The following is a 25,745-nucleotide window of genomic DNA, read 5'->3' as shown; positions in this document are numbered from 1 at the left end:
ACCACCGCCGCAGGGCGGGCCCTCCCGGTCGGGAGGGCCCGCCCTGCGGCGTTCCGGGCTCGCGACGGCGAGGCGCGCCCTCCCGCCGACCCGCCGGGTCCGTGCCCTTGACAGGGTCATGGGGGACCTCAAGACTGCTTTTGCACACACGACGCCAAAAGTCGTCTGTTCGTCACCCAAATCGACAACGCTGTCAATTGGAGCCTCATGCAGATCCCGTCCCCCTCCCCGCGCGCCCGGCGCCTCGGCGCGGCGCTGGCCACCGGCGCGCTCGTCGCGACCGCGCTCGCCACCGCGCCGGCCGTCGCAGCGCCCGTCGGGCCCGCGCCGTCCGCGGGTCCGTCGACCACCGCCGCCGTCACGTGCGACGCGGACGACGGCCTCCCCGACTCCAAGATCTCGATCCAGCTCTACACGCACGTGGGCGAGCTCGGCGGCTCGGGGACCCCGTCACCGGAGACCCTCGACCGCGTGCTCGGCGAGGTGGCCGCGGCCGGGTTCACGAACGTCGAGCCGTACAACCAGCCCTACGCGATGCCGGTCGACGACTACCGGGCGATCCTCGACCGGCACGGCCTCCAGGTGTCGTCGAGCCACGGCAGCACGGACCGGGCCACGTGGCCCGCGACGGTCGCGTACGCCGTCGCGCTGGGCCAGGACTACATCGGGACCGGCGGCATGGCGGGCGGCTACGGCACCTACGACGAGGCGGTCGCCACCGCGGCGTACGTGAACGAGCTCGGGAAGTACGCGCACGAGAACGGCGCGAACAAGATCGTGCTGCACAACCACCAGAGCGAGTTCACCACGCGGTACACCCACCCGGGGACGGGCGAGACGGTCAGTGCCTGGGAGGTCATCGAGGAGAACACCGACCCGCGCTACGTCACGTTCGAGCTCGACGTCGGCTGGGCCGCCGACGCCGGCCTCGACGTCCCGGCGTGGATCGAGGAGCACGGGGACCGCATCGAGCTGCTCCACATCAAGGACGCCGTGAACGTCGACGCGCCGGGCGACATGCGGCAGGTCGCGCTCGGCCGCGGCGAGCTCGACCTCCCGGCGATCATCGCCGCGGCCGAGCCCTACGTCGAGTACTTCACCTACGAGTGGGACTGGGCACCGTCGTTCGAGACCTCCGCGGAGTCCTACCAGTACCTGCGCTGCTTCCGGTCCGACGACGGGGGCGGCGAGGAGGACGAGGACTCGCTCGCCCTGGGCCGGCCCGTGACGGCCTCCAGCATCGACGAGGCCGGCCACGAGCCCGAGAAGGCGGTCGACGGCAACGCCGGGACCCGCTGGAGCAGCGCGTGGAGCGAGCCCGAGTGGATCGCGGTGGACCTCGGCGCGAGCTACGACCTGAGCCGCGTCGTCGTCGACTGGGAGACGGCGTACGGGTCGGGCTACGAGGTCCAGACGTCCCCCGACGGCGAGACCTGGACCACGGTCCGCACCGTCACCGACGGTGACGGCGGGTTCGACGACCTGGAGATCACCGGGACGGGCCGGCACGTGCGGCTCTACCTCACCGAGCGCGCGACGCAGTGGGGCTTCTCCCTCTACGAGCTCGAGGTCTACGGCGCACCGGCCGGACAGCTCGACCTCGACGTCGAGGTGCAGGCCCGCTGCCTCGCCGGCCAGGCGTACGTCGCCGTCCGGGCGACGAACGGCGAGGACCAGCCCGTCGACGTGACGCTCGCGACGCCGTACGGCACCCGCGAGGTCGCCGACGTCGCCCCGGGCGCGAACGCGTACCAGTCGTTCGCGGTGCGCTCCACCTCCGTCGAGAACGGGTCGGTGACCGTCACCGGCACCGCGACGGTCGACGGCGAGGACGTCACGTCGACGGTCGAGGTCGACCACGACGCGGTCGCCTGCGCCTGACCTGCAGCACCTCGTCGCGGGGCGGGTCCGACCTCACGGGTCGGGCCCGCCCCGCCCGGGCCCCACGACCATGGACAATGGACCCGTGACGGTGCACAACCTGCAGATCACCGCGTCGGCCCCCGACCCGGCGCTCCTCGACCTGCCCTGGGACGTCCCGCTCGAGGAATGGCCGGCGGAGACGCTCGCCGCCCTCCCCCGCGGCATCTCGCGGCACATCGTGCGGTTCGTCCGCCTCTCCGGGCGGGTGATCGCGATCAAGGAGATCGGCGAGACGGTCGCGTACCGCGAGTACGAGCTGCTGCGGCAGCTCCGCCGGCTCGAGGTGCCGAGCGTCGTCCCGGTGGGCGTCATCACCGGACGCCAGGACGCGAACGGCGAGCGGCTCGAGGCCGTGCTCATCACCGAGCACCTCCAGTTCTCGCTCCCCTACCGCGCGCTGTTCAGCCAGTCGCTGCGGCCGGACACGGCCACGCGCCTCATCGACGCGCTCGCCGTCCTCCTCGTGCGCCTGCACCTCGTGGGCTTCTACTGGGGCGACGTGTCGCTGTCGAACACGCTGTTCCGGCGCGACGCGGAGACGTTCGCCGCCTTCCTCGTGGACGCCGAGACGGGTGACCTGCACCGCGAGCTCTCCCCCGGCCAGCGCTCGTACGACGTCGACCTCGCGCGCACGAACATCATCGGCGAGCTCATGGACCTCGCCGCCGGCGAGCTGCTCGACGAGGACGTGGACGAGGTCGCGATCGGCGACGCGCTCGTCGCGCGCTACGAGGAGCTGTGGGAGGCGCTGACGACGTCCGAGTCGTTCGACGCGAACGAGCGGTGGCGCGTCGCGGCCCGCATCGAGCACCTCAACAACCTCGGGTTCGACGTCGACGAGCTCGCGATCACGACCGACATCGACGGCACGACCGTGCAGATCCAGCCGAAGGTCGTGGACGCGGGGCACCACTCGCGACGCCTGCTGCGCCTCACCGGCCTCGACGTGCAGGAGAACCAGGCCCGCCGTCTGCTCAACGACCTGGACTCGTTCCGCGCGGCGGCCGAGCGGCAGAACGACGACGAGGAGTTCGTCGCGCACGACTGGCTGAGCGGCGTGTTCGAGCCCACGATCCAGGCCGTGCCGCGGAACCTGCGCCGCAAGCTCGAGCCGGCGCAGCTCTTCCACGAGATCCTCGACCACCGCTGGTTCATCTCGGAGCGCGCCGGTCGCGACGTGCCGATGGCGGAGGCGACGCAGTCGTACGTGGAGAACGTCCTGCGCCACCGCCCGGACGAGAAGGCGATCCTCGGCCTCGCGCCGGGCGAGAAGGACCCCGAGTACTACGGCTGACGGACGCGCGTCGCCCCGCCGTCCGAGGACCGGCGGGGCGACGCGTGACGGTGAGTGCTGCCGGGCGCGCCGGCGTCAGGCCTCGCGCCGCAGGCGCGCGACCTCGTAGAGCGAGATGCCCGTCGCGACGGCGGCGTTGAGCGACTCCGTGTCCGACCCGATGGGGATGGACGCGACGACGTCGCACGCCTCGCGCACGAGGCGGGACAGGCCCTTGCCCTCCGACCCCGCGACGACGACGAGCGGCTCGGTGGCGAGCTCGAGGTCGCCGATCGCCGTGGTGCCGCCCGCGTCGAGCCCGACGACGAAGCACCCCGCCTTCTTCAGCTCACCGAGCGCGCGCACGAGGTTGGTCGCCCGGGCGACCGGGACGCGCGCGGCGGCACCCGCCGAGACCTTCCACGCGGACGCGGTGACGCCCGCGGCGCGGCGCTCGGGCACGAGGACGCCGTGCGCGCCGAACGCGCCCGCGGAGCGGAGCACCGCGCCGAGGTTGCGCGGGTCCGTGACGCCGTCGAGCGCGACGACGAGCGGCGGCCGCCCCGACTCCTCGGCGGCGTCGAGCAGGTCGTCGACGTCCGCGTACTCGTACGGCGGGACCTTGATCGCGACGCCCTGGTGCACGGCCCCGTCGGTGAGACGGTCGAGCTCGGGCTTGCCCACCTCGAGGAGGTCGTAGCCGCGGCCCGCGACGATGTCGACGATCTCGCGCGTGCGGTCGTCGGCGTCGAGGCGCGACGCGAGGTAGACCACCTCGACGGGGATGCGCGCGCGCAGCGCCTCCAGGACCGAGTTGCGACCCGCGACGACCTCCTGGACCGACCCGCGGCCCTTGGGGCCGCCACCGCGCGAGGCCCCGCCGCGCGACGTGCCGGCACGCTCGGTGCCGCGCGCCGGGCCGCCGCGCCCGGTCGCGCGCTTCTCGTCGGCCACCTTGCGCTTGTGCGCCGCGTGGTAGACGCGGTCCTCGGCCTTCGGGGTCGGCCCGCGGCCCTCGAGGCCCTTGCGCCGCTGCCCGCCCGAGCCGACGGTCGCGCCCTTCTTGCTTCCGGGCTTGCGGGTCGCGCCGCGTCGTTGTGAGTTGCCAGCCATGGTGCACCGATCGTGTCGTCGTTCAGGTCAGTTCAGGTCAGTCCACGTCGGGTTCGGCGCCCGGCGTGCGTGTCTCGCTCCTGGGTCCAGTGTCCCCCAGACACCCCGCCGAGGGGGAACCGTGGTCGTCACCAGGGTTCTCCCGCGCGCTACCAGAGCTCTACCTCGCGTTACCGGAGCTCTATCTCGTGCTACCGGAGCTCTGTCTCGTGCGCCGGCGGGTGGTTCCCGGCCGTCGTCCGGTGGGCGTCAGGCGAGGGTCCAGCGCGCGCCGTCGGCCGAGTCCTCGACCGCGACGCCTGCCGCGGCGAGCCGGTCGCGGATCGCGTCGGCCGTCGCGAAGTCCCGCGACGCGCGCGCCTCGGCCCGCGCCGCGAGCTCCGCGCCCACGACGGCGTCGAGCACCGCCGCGTAGCGCGAGTCGCCGCGGTCGGCCCACTGCGCGTCGCCCGGGTCGAGCCCGAGCACGTCGAGCATCGCGCGCACCGCCACGAGGTGGTGGCGCGCGACGGCGTCCGCGGCCGTCGTCCGGTCCGCGAGCGCCGCGTTGCCCGCGCGCAGGTGCTCGTGCACGACGGCCAGCGCCGCCGGCACGTTGAGGTCGTCGTCCATCGCCGCGGTGAAGGCGGTCGGGAGCTCGGCGTCGCGCACGTCGTCGACCCCGCCCACCCGCTCGGTCGCCCGCTCGACGAAGCCCGCCAGCCGCTCCCACGTCGCCTCGGCCTCGACGACCGTGGCGGGCGTCCACTCGAGCATCGAGCGGTACTGCACGGACGCGAGCGCGTAGCGCAGCACGGCGGGGCTCGTGGTCGCGAGGACCTCGCGCACGAGCAGCCCGTTGCCGAGCGACTTGCTCATCTTGGCGCCGCCCTGCGTGACCCACGCGCTGTGCAGCCAGTGCTGCGCGAACCCGTAGCCCGCGGCGCGCGACTGGGCCTGCTCGTTCTCGTGGTGGGGGAAGCGCAGGTCGAGGCCGCCCCCGTGGAGGTCGAACGTGTCGCCGAGGTAGCGGCGCGCCATGGCGGAGCACTCGAGGTGCCAGCCCGGACGGCCGCGCCCGAACGGCGTGTCCCACGACGCGGTCTCCGGCTCGCCCGGCTTGGGGGCCTTCCAGAGCGCGAAGTCGCGCGGGTCGCGCTTGGCGGCGGCCTCCTCGGCGTCGGCGGGGACGTCGTCGGGCACGGGGTTGAGGTCCTCGAGGCGCTGGTTGGTGAGCGCGCCGTACTCGGGCCAGGACCGCACGTCGAACCACACGTCGCCGGGGCCCGTGGTGTAGGCGTGGCCGCGCTCGACTAGGCGCTGCATGAGCTCCACCATGTCCGGGACGTGGCCCGTCGCGCGCGGCTCGTACGTGGGGGGCAGCACGCCCAGGGCGTCGTACGCGGCGGTGAACGCGCGCTCGTACGTCGCGGCCCAGGCCCACCAGGGCTCGCCCGCGTCGGCGGACTTCGCGAGGATCTTGTCGTCGATGTCGGTGACGTTGCGGATGAGCGTCACCCGCGCGCCGCCGCGCCGGAGCCAGCGCACGAGGACGTCGAACGCGACGGCCGAGCGCATGTGCCCGATGTGGGGGGCGGCCTGGACGGTGGCGCCGCACAGGTAGATGCCGACCTCGCCCGGGGTCAGGGGGACGAAGTCGCGCACGTCCCGCGTGGCGGTGTCGAACAGGCGAAGGGTCACGCCGCAAGGGTACCGGGGACGCACCGTCGCGGCCGAAGCGGCGCCGTGGCGACTCCCGGTCCGTCCTCGCCGCGTCAGCCGAAGCTCTTGCCCTCGCCGCGGTACGTCGGGACCACGTCGACCACCTCGTCGCCGCGCACGAGGTGCACGCGGTCGAACCGCTCCATGGCCTCGCCGGCCTTGCCGTGGCGGAACCAGACGCGGTCTCCCACGCCCAGGTCGGGCGCCCCGGCGCCGCGCGACCGGTGCAGCGGCGTCTGCACCTCGCCCGCACCCTCGCGGCCCGTGAGCGACCATCCCGGCGTCACGACGCGCGGCAGCCGGCTGCGGGTCGCCGGGCCGGACGCGACGTACCCGCCGCCGAACGCCGTCGCCCAGCCCGGGCCCGGGACGCGCACGACGTCGAGGCCGAAGAACGCCGACGGCCGGGGCCGGAACGCGCGGTACTCGTCGAACAGGCCCGGGACGTACAGGCCCGACCCGGCCGTCACCTCGGTCACGACCGCGTCGGCGGACGACGTCTCGAGCGACCCCGTGCCGCCCGAGTTCACGAGCTCGAGGTCGTGCCCGACGACGTCCCGCACCGCCGCGACGACCTCGCCGCGCCGCTCGCCCAGCTCGAGCACCGAGAGCCGCTTGACCGCGCGGACGGCGAGGCTGGAGTCCGGCATCCCGGCGACCTGCGCCTCGTAGAACATGAGGCCCCGCAGCGCGAGACCGGGCGTCGAGACGACCCGGGCGGCGAGCGACGCGACGTCGCGCGCACCGTGCAGGGGCGAGCGGCGCGTGCCCAGGTGGACCGTCACGAGACCGAGGCCCACGCGCAGCGACGCGTCCACGTCGAGGCACACCCGCACGGGCGGCTCGTCCCCGGTGCCGGTCTCGGCGAGCGCGTGGCGCACGAGCTCCAGGTGCGCGGCGTCGTCGACCATGAGCGTGACCTCGCGCCGGCCGGCCTCGTGGCGGGCGAGCGCCGCGAGCGCCCCGCGGTCGACCGACGGGTAGCCCACGAGGACGTCGTGGACGCCCGACTCGACGAGCCACAGCGCCTCGCGCACCGAGTACGCCATGACGCCCTGGAAGCCCCGCTCGCCCGCACGCGCGACGAGGGAGCGCACCCGCACGGACTTCGACGCGACCCGCACGGGGACCCCGCCCGCGCGCGCGAGCAGCTCGTCGGCGTTGGCGTCGAACCGGTCGAGGTCGACGACGGCGAGCGGGCCGTCGAGCGTCGCGGTCGCGCGGGTCAGGCGGGCCAGGAGCGACGGCGTCGCGCCCCGCTCGTCACGGTCCTGCGGGCCCGCGCCCTGGTCCGCCCCCGGTGCCGTGTGGGTCGTCATGGGGAGAACGTACGCCACCCGTCGGGCGTGAGACAGTACGACCTGTGAGCAGCGACGACGCCCTCTCCTGGACCAACTGGGCCCGCACGGCCTCCGCGACGCCGCGCCGTCGGGCCTCGCCGCGCGACGAGGCGGAGCTGGGCGGCCTCGTCGCCCGCGCCGCGGCGGAGGGGATGCCCGTCCGCGCGGTGGGCGCCGGACACTCGTTCACCCCGGCCGCCGTGACGGACGGCCTGCTGCTCGACCTCGACCGGCTGAGCCTCGTCGAGCGCATCGCACGCGGCGGGGCGGACGGCACCGACGGCGACGCGATCCTCGTGACCGTCGGGGCGGGCATCCGCCTGCACCGGCTCAACGAGGCCCTCGCCGCCGCGGGGCTCGCGATGCGCAACCTCGGCGACATCGACAGGCAGTCGGTCGCGGGCGCGATCTCGACCGGCACGCACGGCACCGGGGCACGCCTCGGCGGCCTGGCGACGCAGGTGCGCGGCGTCCGCGTGGTCGGGGCCGACGGCGAGGTGCGCGAGGCGTCGCCCGGGCACGAGCCGGGCCTGTTCGAGGTCAGCCGGCTCGGGCTGGGGGTCACGGGCATCCTGTCCGCGGTGACGCTCGAGGTGGTCCCGGCGTTCCTCCTGCGCGCGCAGGAGGAGCCGTGGCCGCTCGACCGCGTGCTCGAGCGGCTCGGCACGCCAGACGACCCCGACGGGCTCGTCGGCGGCAACGACCACTTCGAGTTCTACTGGTTCCCCCACACGCGCCGGGCGCTGACCAAGCGCAACAACCGCCTCGCGCCCGACGAGGAGGCCGTCGAGCTGGAACGCCTGCGCACCACCGGACCCGGCCCGGTCGCGCGGGCGCGCACGTGGGTCGACGAGGAGCTCCTGTCGAACGGGGCGTTCGAGCTCGTGAACCGGCTCGCGACCGCGGTCCCGCGCGTCACGCCGCGCCTCAACGCGGTCTCCGCGCGGGCGCTCGCGCCGCGTACGTACGTCGCGCCGTCGCACCACGTGTTCGTCACGTCGCGCCGCGTCCGGTTCCGCGAGATGGAGTACGCCGTGCCGCGCGAGCACCTCGTCGACGTGCTGTCGAGCATCGACGCGTGGCTCGACCGGTCCGGCGAGCACGTGCCGTTCCCCGTCGAGGTCCGGTTCGCGGCGCCCGACGACGTGTGGCTCTCCACGGCCCACGGGCGCGAGACCGCCTACGTCGCCGTGCACCAGTACGCGCGCCTGCCGCACGAGCGGTACTTCGACGCCGTCGAGCGCATCGTCGCCGAGGTGGGTGGCCGCCCGCACTGGGGCAAGATGCACGGCCTGGCGGCGGACCGGTTCCGGGAGCTCTACCCGCGGTTCGACGACGCCGTCGCCGTCCGCGACGCGACGGACCCCGAGGGCGTGTTCGCGAACGGCTACACCGACCGCGTGCTCGGCCCGGCCCCGGCCGCGCGGCGCTGACCGGCGACGTCCCGGACCCGTCAGGGGACGGGACGTCGTCCGTCCGTCAGGGGACGGGCTCGGGACCGTGCTCCCGCACCGGCGAGCCGTCGGGCCGCACCATCATCGACAGCACGTACTCGGCGAGCGCGTGGAAGCTGCGGACCGCCGTCTCGTCGTCCTGCTCGACGAGCCACGCGATCTCGATCCCGTCGATGTACCCCGCGACGACCCGGGACAGGAACCCCATGTCCATCGTGTAGCTGACGTTCCCCCGCTCGGCCACGTTCTCGAGGAACCCGCGCGTCATCGCCCAGGTCTGCTCGAGGTGCGTGTGCGCGACGGAGCGCAGCGCGCGGCTGCGCACGCCCGCCGTCGCGAACTCGAACGTGAGGAGCCGCATGTGACGACGCGGCGTCAGCCCGCTCCACAGGCCGTCGGCGGCGGCGTGGGCGAGCGCCACGACGTCGCCGTCGACGTCGAGCGCGGACCGGACGGGCTCGGAGGCCACGAGCGCGAGGCTGTTGCCCATCGCCTGGAGGAGCTCGTCCTTGTCCTCGAAGCAGTAGTGCACGACGCCGAGCGAGACCCCGGCCTCGGCCGCGACGCCGCGGATGGTCACGGCCTCGACGCCCTCGCGGACGGCGATGGTCATCGCGGCGTCGACGAGCTGGGCTCGGCGTTCCTCGACGGACATTCGGTTCATGTGCGATTCATCCCATGTGTCGTTCTTGGGAAAGTCAAACACATCGATGCGCTTCCAGCGATCGTAGAGGCAGGTGGCGGGCCTGGCACGCCGGACGGGAGCGGGCGAGAATGACGAGCCGGACCAGCCCCGGCCCCACCCCCGACGAAGGACTCCCGTGCCCCGACCGCGCCTGCCCCGCTCCCCCTGGACGCTCGCCCTCACGGCGGCCGTCGCGCTCGCCCTCGCGGCCTGCGGCGGGCCCGAGGACGCCGCCGGCGGCACGGAGCCGGTCGTGCACGACGTCCCAGAGATCCCGGTCCAGGTGACCGCGCCCCCGGACTGGGAGCGCGGCACGCGCGACGGCGCGTTCCTGCTGCGCGCGCCGAGCGGCACGGGTTCCGAGGTCTTCCGGGCGAACGTCGTCGTCACCGGCAAGCAGTCGGCGCAGACCGTCGACGAGGCGGGCGCCGCGACGACGGCGGCGGTCGCCTCGATCCCCGGCTGGGTGCCCGATCCCGACGGGCAGGGCCCCACGACCCTCGCCGGGCTGCCCGCCTACCGCGTGGCCGGGACGTACGACGCCGCGGGCACCGCCGTCGCGCAGGAGATCGTGGCCGTGCGGACGGGCGACGGGCCGGACGCGTGGGTCGTCGACCTCACGGCGTCGTACGCCGTCGACGACGCCGACGGCGCCGCGCAGGCGCGCGCGATCCTCGAGAGCGTCCAGGTCGCGCCCGCGGGCTGACGTCAGGCGGGCGGCGCGACCCGGACCACGAGGGCCGTGGCGACCGCCGCGACGCCCTCGCCGCGCCCGGTGAGGCCCAGCCCGTCGGTCGTGGTCGCCGTGAGGGTCACCGGGGCGCCCGCGGCCGCCCCGAGCGCCGCCTCCGCCTCCGCGCGGCGCGGCCCGAGGCGCGGCCGGTTGCCGATCACCTGGACGGCCACGTTCCCGATCTCGAACCCCGCGGCCCGCACCCGGCGCGCGGCCTCCGCGAGCAGGCTCGCACCGCTCGCGCCCGCCCACTCGGGCGCGCTCGTGCCGAAGTTCGAGCCGAGGTCGCCGAGGCCGGTGGCCGAGAACAGCGCGTCCGCGGCGGCGTGCGCCGCGACGTCGGCGTCGGAGTGCCCGGCGAGCCCGCGCTCGCCCGGCCAGTGCAGACCGCCCAGCCACAGCGCTCGATCCTCGCCCTCGGTCGCGAACGCGTGGACGTCCACCCCGATGCCCGTGCGCGGGAGCGCCGGGACGGGGCCCGCGGCGGCCGGTGCGGTGGTGGGCGTCTCGGCCGGTGTCCCGGTGGAGCCTGCAGGGGTGGTCATCGGTCCTCCCGGAGCGTGAGCGCCGCGACCCGGAGGTCGTGCGCGGTGGTGATCTTGGCCGCCGCGGCGTCGCCGGGCACCACGTGGACCGGGACGCCGAGCGCCTCGACCAGCCCGGCGTCGTCGGTCGCGGCGACGGACTCGTCGTCCGCGCGGTGCGCCGCTGCCGCGTGCGCGCGGGCCAGGAGCTCGCCCTCGAACCCCTGCGGGGTCTGGACGGCGCGCAGCGCGCTCCGGTCGACCGTCTCGACCACGGGCTCCGCGCCGGACGCGTCTTCCGCGCCCGCGGGGGCGACGCGCTTGATCGTGTCCGTGACGGGGAGCCCCGGCACGACGGCCCCGTGGCCCGCGCGCACGGCCGCGACGACGCGGCGGACCAGCGACGGCGGCGCGAGGGGCCGTGCGGCGTCGTGGACGAGCACGACGTCGGCGGGCACGTCGCCCTCCGAGAGGTCGCGGCCGGCCCGGAGACCGGCCGCCACGGAGGCCTGACGGGTCCCCGCGCCCTCGACCACCCGGACCGGCCGGTCGACCGCGGGGTCGTCGGCCAGGAGCGTCGCGACGTGGTCGCGCAGCCCGGGCGGCGCGGTCACGACGAGCGCGTCCACGACCCCGGACGCACACAGCCGCCGGGCAGCGTGCGCCACGAGCGGGAGGCCGTCGAGCTCGACGAGGGCCTTGGGCAGGTCCAGCCCGAGGCGGGTCCCGGAGCCTGCGGCGGTGAGGACGGCGAGAGTCGGCACGCGCACACGCTACCGGGCACGACGACGGGGAGGGCGCCGTCCGTACGGACGGCGCCCTCCCCGGTGGTCTGTGGCGCTGACTGCGCGGGCCGCGGCCCGGGACGTCAGGAGGCGAGCACCTCGTCGAGGATCGCCTCGGCCTTGTCCTCCTCGGTGTGCTCGGCCAGCGCGAGCTCCGAGACGAGGATCTGCCGTGCCTTCGAGAGCATGCGCTTCTCGCCGGCGGACAGACCGCGGTCGGCGTCGCGGCGGGAGAGGTCGCGCACGACCTCGGCGACCTTGATCACGTCGCCCGACGCGAGCTTCTCGAGGTTCGCCTTGTACCGGCGCGACCAGTTGGTCGGCTCCTCGGTGTAGGGTGCACGAAGCACCTCGAACACGCGGTCGAGACCCTCCTGGCCGACGACGTCACGCACGCCGACGAGGTCGACGTTCTCGGCTGGGACTTCGATGGTCAGGTCGCCCTGCGCGACCTTGAGCTTGAGGTAGATCTTGTCCTCTCCGCGGATGGTGCGCGTCTTGATCTCCTCGATCAGTGCGGCTCCGTGGTGCGGGTAGACAACGGTCTCGCCTACTGTGAACGTCATCTGCAGATGTCCCCTTTCGCGGTGGTCCACCTTACCACGCGGAAGGGCGGAAATCCGAGCCCCTGCGCCCCTTGACAAGCCCGTCACCAGCACGTTCGCCCAGGTCAGAGCCGTGTCAGCGCGCCTGACGAATCTCGAGGAGGGGCCCCATCGGCCCCTGGCGAGCGCCCCGCGGGCCCTTTCAGGACCCCCACCTCGCACGACGACCACCGTCCCGGCGCCCCCGGAGCCACGTGACGCCGCTCACGCCACGGTCGCGAGCCGGCCGTTCCGGCCGCCCTCGCCCTCCCGACGCACTAGGCTGGGCGCGGAATCCCGTCCCCCTTCTTGCAGCCCTGGAGTGCACGTGACCCGCATCCCGACCCCCCGAGCCTCGACCCGTGCGGAGTCCCGAGCGACCGGCCGTGCGCGCGCCTGGGCCGTGCCCCTCCTGGTCGCCGGTGTGGCCCTCGCGTCCGCCTGCTCCCCCATCGAGACGAACCGCCCGTACTCCCCCTCCGACGGCCTGCGGGTCGACCTCACCAGCGAGCTGCGCGGGCTCAACCTGCTCGTCGTGAGCGCGGAGGACGGCGAGCCGGGCGCCCTCGTCGGGGCCTTCGCCAACGACTCGACGGAGGACGTGGAGTTCGACGTGACGCCCGAGGGCGGCGCGCCGGTGACGATCCCCGTCGCGGCCGGCGAGACGGTCTACCTCGGCGCCGAGGACGGCTTCGACGCGCAGATCGGCCGCGTCGACGCGGCCCCCGGCGCGATGCTGCCCGTCACGGTGAGCACGACGACGGGCGAGGAGCAGACCCTCTCCCTCCCCGTCCTCGACGGCACCCTCGAGGAGTACGCGCACCTCCTGCCGTGACCGCCCAGGTCGCGCCGGAAATCGGCTCGGCTCGTGTCACCGCCCGGCGCTAGCCTTCGCGTGCCGCCCCACCACCCTGGTCGGGGCCTCGTACCGAAGGAACCCTGGTGACCCTCCCCCGCTCCACCCGCCGGCCGCTCGTCCTCGTCGTGAGCGCCGTCGCCCTCGCCCTGACCGCGTCGGGCTGCGGCGCGATCCTCGACGAGATCTCCGGGCCCGCCGACGCCCAGCGCGACGAGCCCGGCGGCGAGGTGACCGAGGCGTCGGACGCCGACGTCTTCTCGGTCCAGGTCGGCGACTGCATCGTCTCCTCGAAGCTGGACGACGCGGACCTCGTCGAGTCCGTGCCCGTCGTGCCGTGCTCGGAGCCGCACGACGCCGAGGTCTACGCCGAGACCGAGCTCCCCGCGGGCGACTACCCCGGTGACGAGGCCGTGACCACGAGCGCCGAGGAGTTCTGCTACGGCGCGTTCGAGCCGTTCGTGGGGCTCCCCTACGAGGAGTCGGCGCACGAGTACTGGTACTTCACGCCGCGCGCGGACGGCTGGAACCGGCAGGGCGACCGCGTGGTCCAGTGCGTCCTCGACACGAACGGCACCGACGTCACGGGCTCGCTCCAGGGCAGCGCCACCTGATCCCCTGATCCGTCCCGCACGCCCGACGGCGCCCCTCCCCGCGTGGGGAGGAGCGCCGTCGGGCGTCGGGCCGGGGCCGTGACGGACGGGCTGAGGTCACCCGAAGCGGCCGGAGATGTAGTCCTCGGTGGCCTGCTGCGTGGGCGAGGAGAACATCGTCGCGGTGTCGTCCATCTCGATGAGGCGCCCGGGCTTGCCGGTGCCCGCGATGTTGAAGAACGCGGTGCGGTCGCTCACGCGCGCCGCCTGCTGCATGTTGTGCGTGACGATGACGATCGTGTACTCGTCCTTGAGCTCGGCGATGAGGTCCTCGATCGCGAGCGTGGAGATCGGGTCGAGCGCCGAGCACGGCTCGTCCATGAGGAGCACCTGGGGCTTGACGGCGATCGCGCGCGCGATGCACAGGCGCTGCTGCTGGCCGCCGGAGAGGCCCGAGCCCGGGCGGTCGAGGCGGTCCTTCACCTCGTTCCACAGGTTCGCGCCGCGCAGCGACGACTCGACGAGGTCCTCGGCGTCGGACTTCGAGATGCGCTTGTTGTTGAGCTTCACCCCCGCGAGCACGTTCTCCTTGATGGACATCGTGGGGAACGGGTTCGGCCGCTGGAAGACCATGCCGACCTGGCGGCGGACGGCGACCGGGTCGACGTCGTCGCCGTAGAGGTCGACGCCCTCCATCGCGACGGTCCCCTCGACGCGCGCGCCGGGGATCACCTCGTGCATGCGGTTGAGCGTCCGCAGGAACGTCGACTTGCCGCAGCCGGACGGGCCGATGAAGGCCGTCACGGACTGGGGTTCGATCGTCATGCCGACGTCCTGCACCGCGAGGAAGTCGCCGTAGTAGATGTTGAGGTCCTTGACGTCGATGCGCTGTGCCATCGGGGCTGTCCTGTTCTAGCGGAGGGTCTTGGGCGCGAACCAGCGGGTGACGAGTCGCCCGACGAGGTTGAGCAGCATGACGATGAGGATCAGCGTCAGGGCGGCCGCCCAGGCCCGGTCGTAGTTGATGTCGGGGAGGCACACGGCGTCGGTGACGTTGCTGCAGGGCACCAGGCCCTGGCTGTACTGCCGGTAGACGTACACCGGGAGCGTCATCATGCGGCCCTCGAAGAGGTTGCCGTTGATCGAGTCGACGACGCCGACCGTGATGAGGAGCGGCGCCGTCTCGCCGATCACGCGCGCGACGGCGAGCATGACGCCCGTCGTGATGCCGGCGATCGACGTGCGGAGCACGACCCGCACGACCGTGAGCCACTTGGGCACGCCGAGCGCGTAGGCGGCCTCGCGCAGCTCGTTCGGCACGAGCCGGAGCATCTCCTCGCACGAGCGCACGACGACCGGGATCATGAGGACGGACAGCGCGACCGAGCCGACGATGCCCATGCGCACCCCCGGCCCGAACAGCACCGCGAAGAGCGCGTACGCGAAGAGGCCCGCGACGATCGACGGGATGCCGGTCATGACGTCGACGAAGAACGTCACCGCGCGCGCGAGCGGCCCGCGCCCGTACTCGACGAGGTAGATCGCGGCGAGCAGGCCGATCGGCACCGAGATCACCGCGGCGCCGAGGGTGATGAGGAGCGTGCCGAGGATCGCGTGGTAGATGCCGCCCGCGTCCATGCCGCCGAAGACGCCGCGCATGGAGTGCGTGAGGAAGTAGACGTCGAACCGCTCCATGCCGTGCACGACGACGGTCCACGCGACGGACACGAGGGGCACCATCGCGAGGGCGAACGCGCCCCACATGAGGACCGTCATGGTGCGGTCCTTGCGGCGACGTCCGGCGTCCGCGCCGCGCAGGAGCGCGCGCACGGACGCGGTGCGCTCCGGGTCCGGTGCGGAGGCCCCGCGCGCGGGGCTGGTGCTGAGGGCGCTCATCAGTTGGCTCCCGAGAAGTCCTTGCGCCGCGCGACGATCGCGCGGGCGCCCATGTTGACGAGCAGGGTGATGACGAACAGCGCGAGGCCCGTCGCGATGAGGGCGCTCACCCCGAGCGGGTTCGCCTCGGGGAAGTCCGCCGCGATGTTCGCGGCGATCGTCTGCTGCTGCCCCGCCTGCAGGATCTTGAACGAGTAGAGGAGCCCGGGCGAGAGGATCATGAGCACGGCCATCGTCTCGCCGAGCGCGCGCCCGAGGCCGAGCATCGCGGCCGAGATGACGCCCGACCGCCCGAACGGGATGACCGCGGTGCGGATCATCTCCCAGCGCGTCGCACCGAGGGCGAGCGCGGCCTCCTCGTGGAGCTTCGGCGTCTGGAGGAACACCTCGCGGCTCACGGCCGTGATGATCGGCAGGATCATCACGGCGAGCACGAGCGCGACGGTGAGCAGGACGCGACCGGTCGGCGACGCCGGGCCGGCGAACAGCGGGAACCACCCGAGGGTGTCGGCGAGCCAGGACCACACCGGCACGACGACCGGCGGGAGGACGAGCGAGCCCCACAGGCCGTAGACGACGCTGGGGATCGCCGCGAGCAGGTCGACGACGTAGCCCAGGGTCGAGGCGAGCCGGCGGGGCGCGTAGTGGGAGATGAACAGCGCGATGCCCATCGCGACGGGCGTCGCGAGCACGAGCGAGAGCGCCGCCGCGAGCAGCGTGCCGAAGATCAGCGGCCCCACGAACGACAGCAGCGACGCGCCCTCGGGGAACCACGCGACCTGCTCGCTCAGCTCGGCCCCGCCCGCGCTGAGCGCGGGCCACGCCCGCAGCAGCAGGAAGATCGCGACCGCGGCCAGCACGGCGAGGATGAGCGCGCCGGCGCCCGTCGCGGTCCAGCGGAACGCGCGGTTCACACCACGGTCGCTGTTGCGGGCGCGGCGGCGCGAGGTGCCCGCGCGTCGCACGGGCTCGGACGAGCCGCCCGGCGCGGGGCCCGGCGTCGTGGGTGGGGCTGTGGTGGTCACTCTCGTGCTCCCGGTGTGCTGTCCTGCGGCGTACGGTCTGGTCGCGGGTCGGGGGCGACGGGGCCCGCAGGCCCCGCCGCCCCCCGGCGCCCGGCGGTCGTCAGCCGGCGGCGCCGACCGTGATGGCCTCGACGGCCGCGTGGACGTCCGTGCGCAGGTCCTCCGAGATCGGCGCGCTGCCCGCGGCCGACGCGGAGGCCGACTGGCCCTCCTCGCTCGAGACGTAGGTGAGGAACGCCTTGACGAGGTCGCCCGTCGCCTCGTCCTCGTAGTTGAGGCACGCCACCGCGTACGAGACGAGCACCAGCGGGTAGGCGCCGGCCTCGGTCGTGGTGCGGTCCAGCTCGACCGCGATGTCGTGCTCGTGCCGGCCCTCGACGCGCGGCGACGCGTCGACGACCTTGGCCGCGGCCTCCGGGGAGTAGGCGACCCACTCCTCGCCGACCTTGATCTTCGCGGTGCCGAGGTCGCCGGCCTTCGAGGCGTCGGCGTAGCCGATCGTGCCCTCGCCGCCCTGGACGGTCTGCACGACGCCGGACGTGCCCTGCGCGGACTCGCCGCCCTGCGTCGGCCAGTCGCCGCTCGGCTCGTGGCCCCACGCGTCGCCCGCGGTCGCGGCGAGGTACTCGGTGAAGTTCTCGGTGGTGCCCGACTCGTCGGAGCGGTGGACGGGCGTGATCGCCACGTCGGGGAGCGTCGCGTCGGGGTTGTCGGCGGCGATCTCCGGCGCGTTCCACTGCGTGATGGTGCCGTTGAAGATGCCCGCGATCGTGGCCGGGGCGAGGTTCAGCTCGGCGACGTCCGGCAGGTTGTAGATGATCGCGATCGGGCTGACGTAGACGGGGAGGTCGATCGCGCCGTCGGGGCCGCACACGGCCTGCGACTGGGTGATCTCCTCCTCCTTGAGCACCGCGTCGGAGCCGGCGAACGCGACGCCGCCCTCGAGGAACTGGGTGCGGCCGCCGCCGGAGCCGACCGGGTCGTAGTTGACCGTGACGTCGGGGTTCGCGCTCTGGAACCCGGCGCGCCACGCCTCCATCGCGGACTCCTGCGAGCTCGCGCCCGCACCGTTGAGCTCACCGCTGAGGTCGCTCGCGGTCTCGGACGAGCCCTCGGAGGAACCGCCGGTGGAGCCGTCGGCGCCGCCGACGGGGTCGTCCGACCCGCACGCGGCGAGGGTCAGGGCGAGCGCGCCGACCGCGACGGCGGATCCTGCACGGGAGAATCGGCTGAGCTTCACTCTTCGTTCCATCCTGTTCACGCGTCTCGTGCCACCAGCGAGCGCCGGTGACGATCCCGACGCTAGGAGCGCCGGGTGACGCGTTCCCCGAGAGCGGGTGAACGACGGATGAACAGTGCACAGACCTTCCGTGCCGGGCTGCCGGCTCGCGCGGCGGGCCCCGCGGCGTCGGACGACGACGGCCCCGGCGCGTCCGCGAGGGACGCGCCGGGGCCGTCGTCGTACCGGCAGCCGTGCCGGTCGTCCGCCGGTCGTCCGTGCCGGACGGGACCGCCGGGTCAGGCCTGCCCGACGCCGTCGGCGATCTTGTAGCCGAGGCCCCGCACCGTGAGGAGGTAGCGCGGGCTCGCGGGCTCGGGCTCGATCTTCGACCGGATGCGCTTGACGTGGACGTCGAGGGTCTTGGTGTCCCCCACGTAGTCCGTGCCCCACACCCGGTCGATGAGCTGCCCGCGCGTGAGCACGCGACCGGCGTTGCGCAGGAGCAGCTCGAGGAGCTCGAACTCCTTGAGCGGGAACGGCACGACCTCGCCGTCCACGCTCACGGTGTGCCGCTCGACGTCCATGCGGACGGGACCGACCTCGAGCGCGCTCTCCGCGACCGGTTCGGCGCCGGCCTCCCCGCCCTTGCGCCGCAGCACGGCGCGCACGCGCGCGAGCAGCTCGCGGAACGAGTACGGCTTGGTCACGTAGTCGTCCGCGCCCAGCTCCAGGCCCACGACCTTGTCGATCTCCGAGTCCTTCGCCGTGAGCATGATGACGGGGACGTCGCCGCGCTGGCGCAGCTCCCGGCACACCTCCGTGCCGCTCAGGCCGGGGAGCATGAGGTCGAGCAGGACGAGGTCCGCGCCGTCGGCGTCGTACCGCTCCAGCGCCTCCGTGCCCGTCGCCGCCTCGACGACGTCGAAGCCCTCGCGCCGCAGCTGGTACGTCAGCGGGTCGCGGTACGACTCCTCGTCCTCCACCACCAGGATGCGCGTCACGCGCCTACCTCCTTGTTCGGTGCGCCCGCGTCCGGGGCGCCGTCGTCCGACGCGTGCTCGTGCGGCACACGCTCGTGCTCGTCCGGTGCGCGACCCTCCGTCGCGTGCCCGTCGGGTGCCTGCTCCGCCACCCGGTCGGTCACCGCGCCGCGCGTCCGCGCGGCCGGGACGTTCGCCGCCGGGATGCGGAGCGTGAAGGTCGACCCGCGGCCCGGCTCGGACCACATCGTCACCTCGCCGCCGTGGTCGGCGGCGACGTGCTTGACGATGCTCAGCCCGAGGCCGGTGCCCCCGGTGTCGCGCGAGCGCGCCGGGTCGACGCGGTAGAACCGCTCGAAGACCCGCGCCTGCTCGTCGGCCGCGATCCCGATGCCCTGGTCCACGACGGCGATCTCGACGAGGTCGCCCGACCGCGTCACGCCGACGCCGACGCGCGTGTTCTCGCCCGAGTAGGCGACCGCGTTGTCGAGGAGGTTGCGCACCGCGGTGACGAGCAGGTTGTGGTCGCCGTAGACCGCGGCGTCCAGCTCGCCGCCCGTCGTGAGCACGATGCCCTTGCCCTGCGCGGTCGTGCGGGCGCGGTCGACGGCCTCCTCGACCACGCCGCGCACCGGCACGACCGTCACCTCCTGCAGGGCTCCCGCGACCTGGAGCCGCGACAGCTCGATGATCTCCTGGACGAGCGCGGACAGGCGCGTCGCCTCGGACTGCATGCGTGCGGCGAACCGGCGCACCGCCACCGGGTCGTCCGCGGCGTCCTGGACGGTCTCCGCGAGCAGCGCGAGCGCGCCCACCGGCGTCTTCAGCTCGTGGGACACGTTGACGACGAAGTCGCGGCGGATCGCCTCGACGCGCCGCGCCTCCGTCCGGTCCTCCGCGAGCACGAGCACGTGGTGCGGGCCCACCTGGGCCACGCGCACCTGGAGCATCACCGTGCCCCGGCCGACGGGGCCGCGCGGGAGCTCGAGCTCCTCGTCGCGGATCACGCCGTCCCGGCGCACGTCGTCGATCATGTCGCGGATCGCGGCGTGCGCGATCGCGTCGCCGCGCACGACCCCCAGCGCGTACGCGGGCGGGCTGGCACGCACGACCTCCCCCTCGCCGTCGAGCACGACGGCGGCGGACCGCAGCACGGCCAGCACCCGGACGAGTCCCTCGTCGAGCTCCGGCGCGGTCTCCTCGCGCGCGGCGCGCTGCTGCCGCTCGCTCACGCGGAACGCGATCGCGGCGATCACGCCGACGACGATGCCCACGACACCGGCGAGCAGCACGGTCACGCCCTCGATCAGACTCTCGGCTTGCACCCGTCCAGCGTACGGTCGCGCACGCTCCCTCCCGGCCCCACCGGACCTTGGGCGGGCCCGAGCCGCCAAGAGTTCACCTGACGGCGCACTGGTGTTCACCGGCCGGTCGACCACGCCTGCGAGCGTGTCAGGAGCCGACGGCGTGCCCGGGCGCCTCCCGGCGCGTCGGGGCGCACGCCGTCACGGACCGGACCGACCGGTCACGACGAGAGGGAAGCGATGCGGGAGATCTTCGAGGCCGAGCTGAAGCAGGTCGGCGACGACCTGGCCGAGATGAGCCGGCTGGTGGAGTCGGCCGTGAACCGCGCCGGGCAGGCGCTCCTCACGGCGGACCTGCAGCTCGCGCAGTCGGTGATCGGCGACGACCACACGATCGACGCCCTCGAGCGCGAGCTCGACGAGCGCTGCGTGCTGCTGCTCGCGCAGCAGCAGCCCGTCGCGACCGACCTGCGGGTCGTCGTCAGCGCGCTGCGCATGAGCGCCACCCTGGAGCGCATGGGCGACCTCGCGCGCCACATCGCGCAGGTCGCGCGCGGCCGCTACCCCGGCCGCGCGATCGAGCCGTCGCTGCACCGCACGTTCGAGCAGATGCACGACGCGGCCGTCCGCGTCGCGCGGCGCACGACCACGCTCCTCACGACGCGCGACCTCACCGTCGCCGCGAACATCGAGCGTGACGACGACCTGCTCGACAAGCTGCACCAGGACACGTTCAGCGCGCTGCTCGACGGCACGTGGACGGGCACGCCGCAGGAGACTGTCGACGTCACGCTCGTGGGCCGCTACTACGAGCGCTTCGGCGACCACGGGGTGTCGATCGCCAAGCGCGTGACGTACCTCGTGACCGGCGAGTTCGCCGACGACCGCGGTGCCCCGGCGGGCACGACGCGCGCGACCGCCTGACCCGCCGCCGGGAGCACCCGCTCGACCGACGCAGACGACCGTGGCCCGTCCGGATCTCCGGACGGGCCACGGTCGTGCGTGGGGTGGGGCCGGTCAGCGGCCCTGGTTCGCGACCGCCGCGGCGGCCTCGGCGGCGGCCTCGGGGTCGAGGTAGCGGCCGCCCTTCGTGACGGGCTTGAGGTCCTCGTCGAGCTCGTAGAGCAGCGGGATGCCGGTCGGGATGTTGAGCGCGGCGATGTCCTCGTCGGAGATGCCGTCGAGGTGCTTGACGATCGCGCGCAGCGAGTTGCCGTGCGCGGCGACCAGCACGGTCTTGCCCGCCTTGAGGTCGGGGACGACCTCGCCGTCCCAGTACGGCAGGGCGCGCTCGAGCACGTCCTTGAGGCACTCGGTGCGCACGACGGGGGCGTCGGCGTAGCGCGGGTCGGTGTCCTGCGAGAACTCGGAGCCGAGCTCGATCTCGGGCGGCGGGACGTCGTAGGAGCGGCGCCAGAGCATGAACTGCTCCTCGCCGAACTCCTCGAGCGTCTGCTTCTTGTTCTTGCCCTGGAGCGCACCGTAGTGCCGCTCGTTGAGGCGCCACGACCGCTTCACGGGGATCCAGTGGCGGTCGGCCGCGTCGAGCGCGAGGTTCGCCGTCGTGATGGCGCGGCGCAGGAGCGAGGTGTGCACGACGTCGGGCAGGACGCCGGCCTCCGTGAGGAGCTGACCGCCGCGCTTCGCCTCCTCGGTGCCCTTCTCCGACAGGGCGACGTCCACCCAGCCGGTGAACAGGTTCTTGGCGTTCCATTCGCTCTCGCCGTGGCGGAGCAGCACGAGGGTGTAGGTCATGCCTCCATCCTGCCGCACGGCCCGGCGCCGCGGCACGCGCGTCCCACGTGGTGGTGACCGTCGCCGCGCGGCGTGGGACGAAGGTCCGGCCGTCCCGGGCCGCCCGAGCAGCGCCGCGCCACGGCCGGGGGCGCGGCCGGGAATCAGCGCGCCGCCGCGCACGTTCTCTCCCGCATGCCGATCGACGGAGAGTACGCACCGAGCCCGAGCACCTGGTCCCGCGAGCAGGCGGAGGCCTACGAGTCGTCCGGCGGGACGCGCAGCACGACCATGAACGGGATGCCCGTCGTCGTCCTCACGACGCTCGGGCGCCGCAGCGGCAAGGTCCGCAAGACCCCGCTCATGCGGGTCGAGCACGACGGCGCGTACGCGGTCGTCGCGTCGCTCGGCGGCGCGCCGAAGCACCCGGTCTGGTACCTCAACGTGCTCGCGCACCCGCGGGTCGAGCTGCAGGACGGTCCCGAGCGCCACGACTACGTCGCGCGCGAGGTCCACGGCGAGGAGAAGGCGCTGTGGTGGGAGCGCGCGGTCGCGGCCTACCCGCCGTACGCCGACTACCAGGAGAAGACGTCGCGGGAGATCCCCGTCCTCGTGCTGGAGCGCGCGAGCGACTGACCCGCCGCGCGGCCCGTGCCGGTCCGCACGGTCAGCGCGCCGCGCGGACCTTGCGCGCCTGCGCGTAGACGTCGAGCATCCGGACCGCCGCGACGCCCCACCCGAACCGCTCCCCCGCGCGTCGGGCGCCCTCGCCGAGGGTCGCGAGGCGGGCGTCGTCGGCGAGCAGGTCCGCGAGGACGCGCGCCCAGGTCGCCGGGTCGTGGTCGGGCACGAGGGCGCCGGAGACCTGGTCCTCCACCACGGTCCGCAGCCCGCCGACGGCGGCCGCGACCACGGGCGTGCCGCTCGCCTCAGCCTCGGCCGCGACGAGCCCGAACGTCTCGTTGTGCGAGGGGACCGCGACGACGTCGGCCGCCCGGTACCAGCGCACGAGCTCGTCGCGCGGGACGGGCGGGCGCACCACGAGCCGGTCGCTCACGCCCACCTGGTAGGCGAGCGCCTCGAGCTCGCGGACGGCCGTCGGGCGGCCGCTGGGGCCGCCGAGCACGACGAGCGTCGGCACGGGCTCCCCGCGCGCGGCGAGGACGCCGAGCGCCCGGACGAGCACGTCCGGGCCCTTGAGCGGCTGCACGCGCCCGGCGAAGAGGACGAGGCCGCCGTCGGCGGGCAGACCCAGCTCGGCCCGCAGCGCGCGTCGCCGCTCGCGGCGCGCCCGGGCGTCGCCGGTCGTGGCGCCCGGCGCCGGGGAGAACAGATCGAGGTCGACGCCCGGCGGCACGACGTGCACGCGCGCCGGGTCGGCCGCGTAGTCGCGCACGAGGTCCTGCGCCTCCGCGTCCGTGCTCGCGACGAGCGCGTCCGCCTCCGCGACGACCTGCTCCTCGCCGATGATGCGCCCGAGCGGCTCGGGCGCGTCACCCGGCGCGAGCGCCGCGTTCTTCACGCGCGCGAGCGTGTGCATGGTGTGGACGAGCGGGACGTCCCAGCGATCGGCGGCGAGCCACCCGACCTGCCCCGAGAGCCAGTAGTGCGTGTGCACGACGTCGTACCAGCCCTCGCGATGCCGGGCCTCGGCCCGGAGCACCCCGGCCGTGAACGCGCAGAGCTGGCCCGGGAGGTCGTTCTTGTCGAGCCCCTCGAAGGGCCCGGCGGCGACGTGGCGCACCGTCACGCCGTCGGACACCTCGACCACGGGCGGCTGGCTCGACGCCGTCGCGCGCGTGAAGATCTCGACCTGCGTGCCGCGGCGCGCGAGCGCGTGCGCGAGCTCGGTCACGTACACGTTCATGCCGCCCGCGTCGCCGGTGCCCGGCTGGTCGAGCGGCGACGTGTGCACCGAGAGCATCGCGACCCGCAGCGGGTCCGACGGGGCGGGGGCGGTTCCGCCCGGCAGGTCGAGCGTCGTCACGGCGAGTCAGGCCTCCACGACGCACGCCGGGGCCGGGAGCGCGAGCACGTCGAGCACCTGGGCGGCGCCGTCCGAGCGGCGCACGCGCAGGAGCGCGAGGTTCGACGTCGGGGCGTCCGGGCCGGCCGCGGCGGGCCGCTCGACGAGCGGGTCGTCGTTCTGGTTCGCCACGACGACGAGGTCGTGCAGCGGCGCGTCGACGTCCCCCTGGTCGGTCTCGGCGGCCGACCCCGCGCCGGTCGCGGCCCCGAGGATCGCGAAGTGGCGCGGCCACGCGCCGCCCACGGGCGAGTCGGCGAGGTGGCGCAGCGTGGGCACGCCGCCGTCCGGCCCCGGCTCGACCGCGTGCACCGCGAGCACGTCGGCGCCGCGCACCGCGGCGAGGACACGCGTGCCGTCCGCGGTGACCGCGACGTGCGAGGGGTAGTTCCCGCCGTCGGCCGGAGCCGCGGCGTGCGTGACGTCGTAGCGCGCGACGACGTCGTACGTGCGCACGCCGTCCGGCCCGTCCACCGGGGAGAGCAGGAACAGCGCCGGGTCCAGCTCGCCGACGACGACGAGGTGCCCCGACGGCAGCGCCGCGAGGTGGCGCGGGCCCGTGCCGGGCGGGAAGGTCGCGACGACGCGGGCCGTCGAGCCGTCGGGCGCGGCCGGGTCGTGCCGGCGCAGCTCGTCGGTGCCGAGGTCGACGACGAGCACCGCGCCGCTGCCGTCGTCCGCCGCGCCGAGGTGCGCGAGGGGCGCGACGAAGTGCGCGTGCGGCCCCTCCTGGCGGTCGGCGACCGGGCCGGTCCCCGCGTGCCCCTGCCGGCGCGGGCCGGCGTCGGGCGCGGTCGCCTCGAACGCGCCGTCGTCCGTCGTCGGCACGACCGTGAGGACGCCGTCGCCGTAGTTGGCGACGAGCACGTCACCGCTCACGGCGACGTGGCACGGGTACGAGCCGCCCGTGGCGACCGGGCCACCCCGGGGGGTGAGGGCGCCGTCGGGCCCGACGGCGAACGCCGCGACCGAGCCGGTCTCCGTCTCCCCCACCGCGTAGAGCGTGTCGCCGTCGAGCGCCAGGAACGACGGCGCCCCCGACGCGGCGGCGAGCGTGCCGCCCCCGAAGGAGCCGGTGCCCGCGGCCGGGTCGACGTCGAGCTCGACGCGCCACACGCCCTCCGCGCCGCTCGGGTGCGGGTAGGTGCCGATCCAGAGGGCGCGGGTCGCGGAGGTCATGCCCCGAGCCTAGTTCTCCGCGCGGGCGGCTCGGCACGAGCGCCCCGGCGCACGAGAAGGGCGCCCGGCCGACGTGTCGTCGGCCGGGCGCCCCGGTGCTCGGTGAGACGACGCGTCAGTGCGCGGCGTCGTACGCGGTCTGGATCTCCTGGGAGATGCGCCCGCGGTCGTTGACCGTGTAGCCGTTGGCACGGGCCCACTCGCGGACCTCGGTCGCACGGGCCGAGCCGGACGAACGACCGCCGCCGCTGCGGCGGGCCGGCCGGGCCGAGCTCGTGCGGGACGAGACCTTGCGCGCGTTGCCGACCCACGAGGCAAAGGCGTCGCGCAGCTCTTGGGCATTCTTCGTGCTGAGGTCGATCTCGTAGGAGACGCCGTCGAGTGCGAACGTGACGGTCTCGTCGGCCGCACCCCCGTCGAGATCGTCGACGAGAATTACCTGGACTTTCTGGGCCACTGTGGTTTCCTCACGCTTCACAGGAATTGCTGTCGTCGTCAGGATGCCACCGCGAATGGCGAGGGTCAATTGAACACGCCGCGCCGACGGAACGTGCGCGCCGTACCTGACGGGCAATTCTTGGACGGCGGTCCATCATTTCGGGACGCCGCCCGACGGCCTTCCGCGGAGATCAGGAGTCGTGCGCGGGAGCAGCATTCCCGCGCGCGGCGGATTCCTGTTCCGCGTCCAGGCGCGCCAGCGCGGCGCGCTCGTTGCGGTCCGCGCGCACGATCGCGCGCATCGCGACATAGAAGAGCACGCCGACGCCGATCGACGGGATCAGCGCCGCGAGGGTGGGCCAGATGTCCATGCTGTC

The 25,745-nt window shown here is 74.3% G+C and carries 26 protein-coding genes; 8 read left to right on the top strand and 18 right to left on the bottom strand.

Going from position 1 to position 25,745, the window contains the following annotated elements:
- The first annotated feature begins 207 nt into the window (after positions 1 to 207).
- Together RDI86_RS13440 and RDI86_RS13435 are read left to right on the top strand one after the other, a co-directional pair.
- Positions 208 to 1,881, top strand: coding sequence for a discoidin domain-containing protein (locus RDI86_RS13440; protein WP_168944573.1), 1,674 nt, complete (start codon positions 208 to 210; stop codon positions 1,879 to 1,881).
- A gap of 70 nt (positions 1,882 to 1,951) precedes the next feature.
- Positions 1,952 to 3,217: a DUF4032 domain-containing protein gene (locus RDI86_RS13435; RefSeq protein ID WP_034654006.1), complete on the top strand. Its 1,266-nt coding sequence runs from the start codon at positions 1,952 to 1,954 to the stop codon at positions 3,215 to 3,217.
- Positions 3,218 to 3,292: 75 nt separating this feature from the next.
- Here RDI86_RS13435 and rlmB read toward each other — a convergent pair whose 3' ends face one another.
- The 3 genes from rlmB to RDI86_RS13420 form a co-directional block, all read right to left on the bottom strand.
- Entirely contained in the window at positions 3,293 to 4,309 is a 1,017-nt protein-coding gene (gene rlmB / locus RDI86_RS13430; protein WP_034654007.1) for a 23S rRNA (guanosine(2251)-2'-O)-methyltransferase RlmB, read from the bottom strand.
- A gap of 249 nt (positions 4,310 to 4,558) precedes the next feature.
- Positions 4,559 to 5,989 (bottom strand): cysteine--tRNA ligase, encoded by a 1,431-nt coding sequence (gene cysS / locus RDI86_RS13425; protein ID WP_076406166.1) that lies wholly within the window; start codon positions 5,987 to 5,989, stop codon positions 4,559 to 4,561.
- Positions 5,990 to 6,063: 74 nt separating this feature from the next.
- A complete protein-coding gene (locus tag RDI86_RS13420) occupies positions 6,064 to 7,329 on the bottom strand; it encodes an alanine racemase (RefSeq protein ID WP_168944574.1) in 1,266 nt (421 codons plus the stop codon).
- A gap of 44 nt (positions 7,330 to 7,373) precedes the next feature.
- Between RDI86_RS13420 and RDI86_RS13415 the strand changes: the two genes are divergently transcribed.
- On the top strand, positions 7,374 to 8,783 hold the full coding sequence (locus RDI86_RS13415) for a D-arabinono-1,4-lactone oxidase (protein ID WP_076406164.1): 1,410 nt from the start codon (positions 7,374 to 7,376) through the stop codon (positions 8,781 to 8,783).
- Positions 8,784 to 8,829: 46 nt separating this feature from the next.
- On the opposite strand, the gene RDI86_RS13410 is transcribed toward RDI86_RS13415, so the two are convergent.
- A complete protein-coding gene (locus tag RDI86_RS13410) occupies positions 8,830 to 9,468 on the bottom strand; it encodes a TetR/AcrR family transcriptional regulator (protein WP_044144577.1) in 639 nt (212 codons plus the stop codon).
- Between the two features lie 157 nt (positions 9,469 to 9,625).
- Here RDI86_RS13410 and RDI86_RS13405 point away from each other — a divergent pair, with 157 nt between their 5' ends.
- Positions 9,626 to 10,195 carry an LpqN/LpqT family lipoprotein gene (locus RDI86_RS13405; protein WP_308821571.1) on the top strand — a complete coding sequence of 190 codons (570 nt, stop codon included), beginning with the start codon at positions 9,626 to 9,628 and terminating at the stop codon, positions 10,193 to 10,195.
- A gap of 2 nt (positions 10,196 to 10,197) precedes the next feature.
- Here the strand turns inward: RDI86_RS13405 and ispF are convergent, their stop codons facing one another.
- The 3 genes from ispF to RDI86_RS13390 form a co-directional block, all read right to left on the bottom strand.
- A complete protein-coding gene (gene ispF, locus RDI86_RS13400) occupies positions 10,198 to 10,767 on the bottom strand; it encodes a 2-C-methyl-D-erythritol 2,4-cyclodiphosphate synthase (RefSeq protein ID WP_082774772.1) in 570 nt (189 codons plus the stop codon).
- Entirely contained in the window at positions 10,764 to 11,510 is a 747-nt protein-coding gene (gene ispD / locus RDI86_RS13395; RefSeq protein WP_076406334.1) for a 2-C-methyl-D-erythritol 4-phosphate cytidylyltransferase, read from the bottom strand. Before ispD ends, ispF begins: the two co-directional genes overlap by 4 nt.
- Positions 11,511 to 11,614: 104 nt before the next feature.
- On the bottom strand, positions 11,615 to 12,097 hold the full coding sequence (locus tag RDI86_RS13390) for a CarD family transcriptional regulator (RefSeq protein WP_031315710.1): 483 nt from the start codon (positions 12,095 to 12,097) through the stop codon (positions 11,615 to 11,617).
- Positions 12,098 to 12,539: 442 nt separating this feature from the next.
- Here RDI86_RS13390 and RDI86_RS13385 point away from each other — a divergent pair, with 442 nt between their 5' ends.
- Positions 12,540 to 12,950 carry a hypothetical protein gene (locus RDI86_RS13385; protein WP_228485069.1) on the top strand — a complete coding sequence of 137 codons (411 nt, stop codon included), beginning with the start codon at positions 12,540 to 12,542 and terminating at the stop codon, positions 12,948 to 12,950.
- Between the two features lie 107 nt (positions 12,951 to 13,057).
- Positions 13,058 to 13,585, top strand: a complete 528-nt coding sequence (locus RDI86_RS13380) for a septum formation family protein (RefSeq protein ID WP_021481982.1) — start codon at positions 13,058 to 13,060, stop codon at positions 13,583 to 13,585.
- A gap of 96 nt (positions 13,586 to 13,681) precedes the next feature.
- Here the strand turns inward: RDI86_RS13380 and pstB are convergent, their stop codons facing one another.
- The 6 genes from pstB to RDI86_RS13350 form a co-directional block, all read right to left on the bottom strand.
- A complete protein-coding gene (gene pstB / locus RDI86_RS13375; protein WP_021481981.1) occupies positions 13,682 to 14,461 on the bottom strand; it encodes a phosphate ABC transporter ATP-binding protein PstB in 780 nt (259 codons plus the stop codon).
- 15 nt (positions 14,462 to 14,476) lie between these two features.
- A complete protein-coding gene (pstA, locus tag RDI86_RS13370; protein WP_021481980.1) occupies positions 14,477 to 15,460 on the bottom strand; it encodes a phosphate ABC transporter permease PstA in 984 nt (327 codons plus the stop codon).
- On the bottom strand, positions 15,460 to 16,485 hold the full coding sequence (pstC, locus tag RDI86_RS13365) for a phosphate ABC transporter permease subunit PstC (protein WP_082774769.1): 1,026 nt from the start codon (positions 16,483 to 16,485) through the stop codon (positions 15,460 to 15,462). Before pstC ends, pstA begins: the two co-directional genes overlap by 1 nt.
- A gap of 100 nt (positions 16,486 to 16,585) precedes the next feature.
- Positions 16,586 to 17,725 (bottom strand): phosphate ABC transporter substrate-binding protein PstS, encoded by a 1,140-nt coding sequence (pstS, locus tag RDI86_RS13360; protein ID WP_240696727.1) that lies wholly within the window; start codon positions 17,723 to 17,725, stop codon positions 16,586 to 16,588.
- A 278-nt stretch (positions 17,726 to 18,003) separates the two neighbouring features.
- Entirely contained in the window at positions 18,004 to 18,708 is a 705-nt protein-coding gene (locus RDI86_RS13355; RefSeq protein ID WP_076406159.1) for a response regulator transcription factor, read from the bottom strand.
- Positions 18,705 to 20,012, bottom strand: coding sequence for a cell wall metabolism sensor histidine kinase WalK (locus RDI86_RS13350; protein WP_244550495.1), 1,308 nt, complete (start codon positions 20,010 to 20,012; stop codon positions 18,705 to 18,707). Before RDI86_RS13350 ends, RDI86_RS13355 begins: the two co-directional genes overlap by 4 nt.
- 219 nt (positions 20,013 to 20,231) lie before the next feature.
- On the opposite strand from RDI86_RS13350, the gene phoU reads away from it, so the two are divergent.
- On the top strand, positions 20,232 to 20,915 hold the full coding sequence (gene phoU, locus RDI86_RS13345) for a phosphate signaling complex protein PhoU (protein ID WP_021482507.1): 684 nt from the start codon (positions 20,232 to 20,234) through the stop codon (positions 20,913 to 20,915).
- 93 nt (positions 20,916 to 21,008) lie between these two features.
- Here phoU and RDI86_RS13340 read toward each other — a convergent pair whose 3' ends face one another.
- A complete protein-coding gene (locus tag RDI86_RS13340; RefSeq protein ID WP_021482508.1) occupies positions 21,009 to 21,746 on the bottom strand; it encodes a phosphoglyceromutase in 738 nt (245 codons plus the stop codon).
- Between the two features lie 174 nt (positions 21,747 to 21,920).
- Between RDI86_RS13340 and RDI86_RS13335 the strand changes: the two genes are divergently transcribed.
- Positions 21,921 to 22,361 (top strand): nitroreductase family deazaflavin-dependent oxidoreductase, encoded by a 441-nt coding sequence (locus tag RDI86_RS13335; RefSeq protein WP_061269058.1) that lies wholly within the window; start codon positions 21,921 to 21,923, stop codon positions 22,359 to 22,361.
- A 31-nt stretch (positions 22,362 to 22,392) separates the two neighbouring features.
- Here RDI86_RS13335 and mshA read toward each other — a convergent pair whose 3' ends face one another.
- The 4 genes from mshA to RDI86_RS13315 all read right to left on the bottom strand — a co-directional run bounded on the left by mshA (position 22,393) and on the right by RDI86_RS13315 (position 25,739).
- A complete protein-coding gene (gene mshA / locus RDI86_RS13330) occupies positions 22,393 to 23,649 on the bottom strand; it encodes a D-inositol-3-phosphate glycosyltransferase (RefSeq protein WP_308821574.1) in 1,257 nt (418 codons plus the stop codon).
- Between the two features lie 69 nt (positions 23,650 to 23,718).
- Positions 23,719 to 24,930: a beta-propeller fold lactonase family protein gene (locus RDI86_RS13325; RefSeq protein WP_308821570.1), complete on the bottom strand. Its 1,212-nt coding sequence runs from the start codon at positions 24,928 to 24,930 to the stop codon at positions 23,719 to 23,721.
- A 115-nt stretch (positions 24,931 to 25,045) separates the two neighbouring features.
- Complete coding sequence (locus RDI86_RS13320; protein ID WP_021483784.1) at positions 25,046 to 25,387, bottom strand: Lsr2 family protein; 342 nt, start codon at positions 25,385 to 25,387, stop codon at positions 25,046 to 25,048.
- Between the two features lie 172 nt (positions 25,388 to 25,559).
- On the bottom strand, positions 25,560 to 25,739 hold the full coding sequence (locus RDI86_RS13315) for a hypothetical protein (RefSeq protein ID WP_021483783.1): 180 nt from the start codon (positions 25,737 to 25,739) through the stop codon (positions 25,560 to 25,562).
- Positions 25,740 to 25,745: the final 6 nt, after the last annotated feature.

The organism is Cellulosimicrobium sp. XJ-DQ-B-000 (assembly GCF_031119065.1).
In the GTDB taxonomy this organism is placed as follows: domain Bacteria; phylum Actinomycetota; class Actinomycetes; order Actinomycetales; family Cellulomonadaceae; genus Cellulosimicrobium; species Cellulosimicrobium funkei.
The sequence above is the reverse complement of the archived record's forward strand: the minus strand, read 5'-3'. Positions and strand labels throughout refer to the sequence as shown.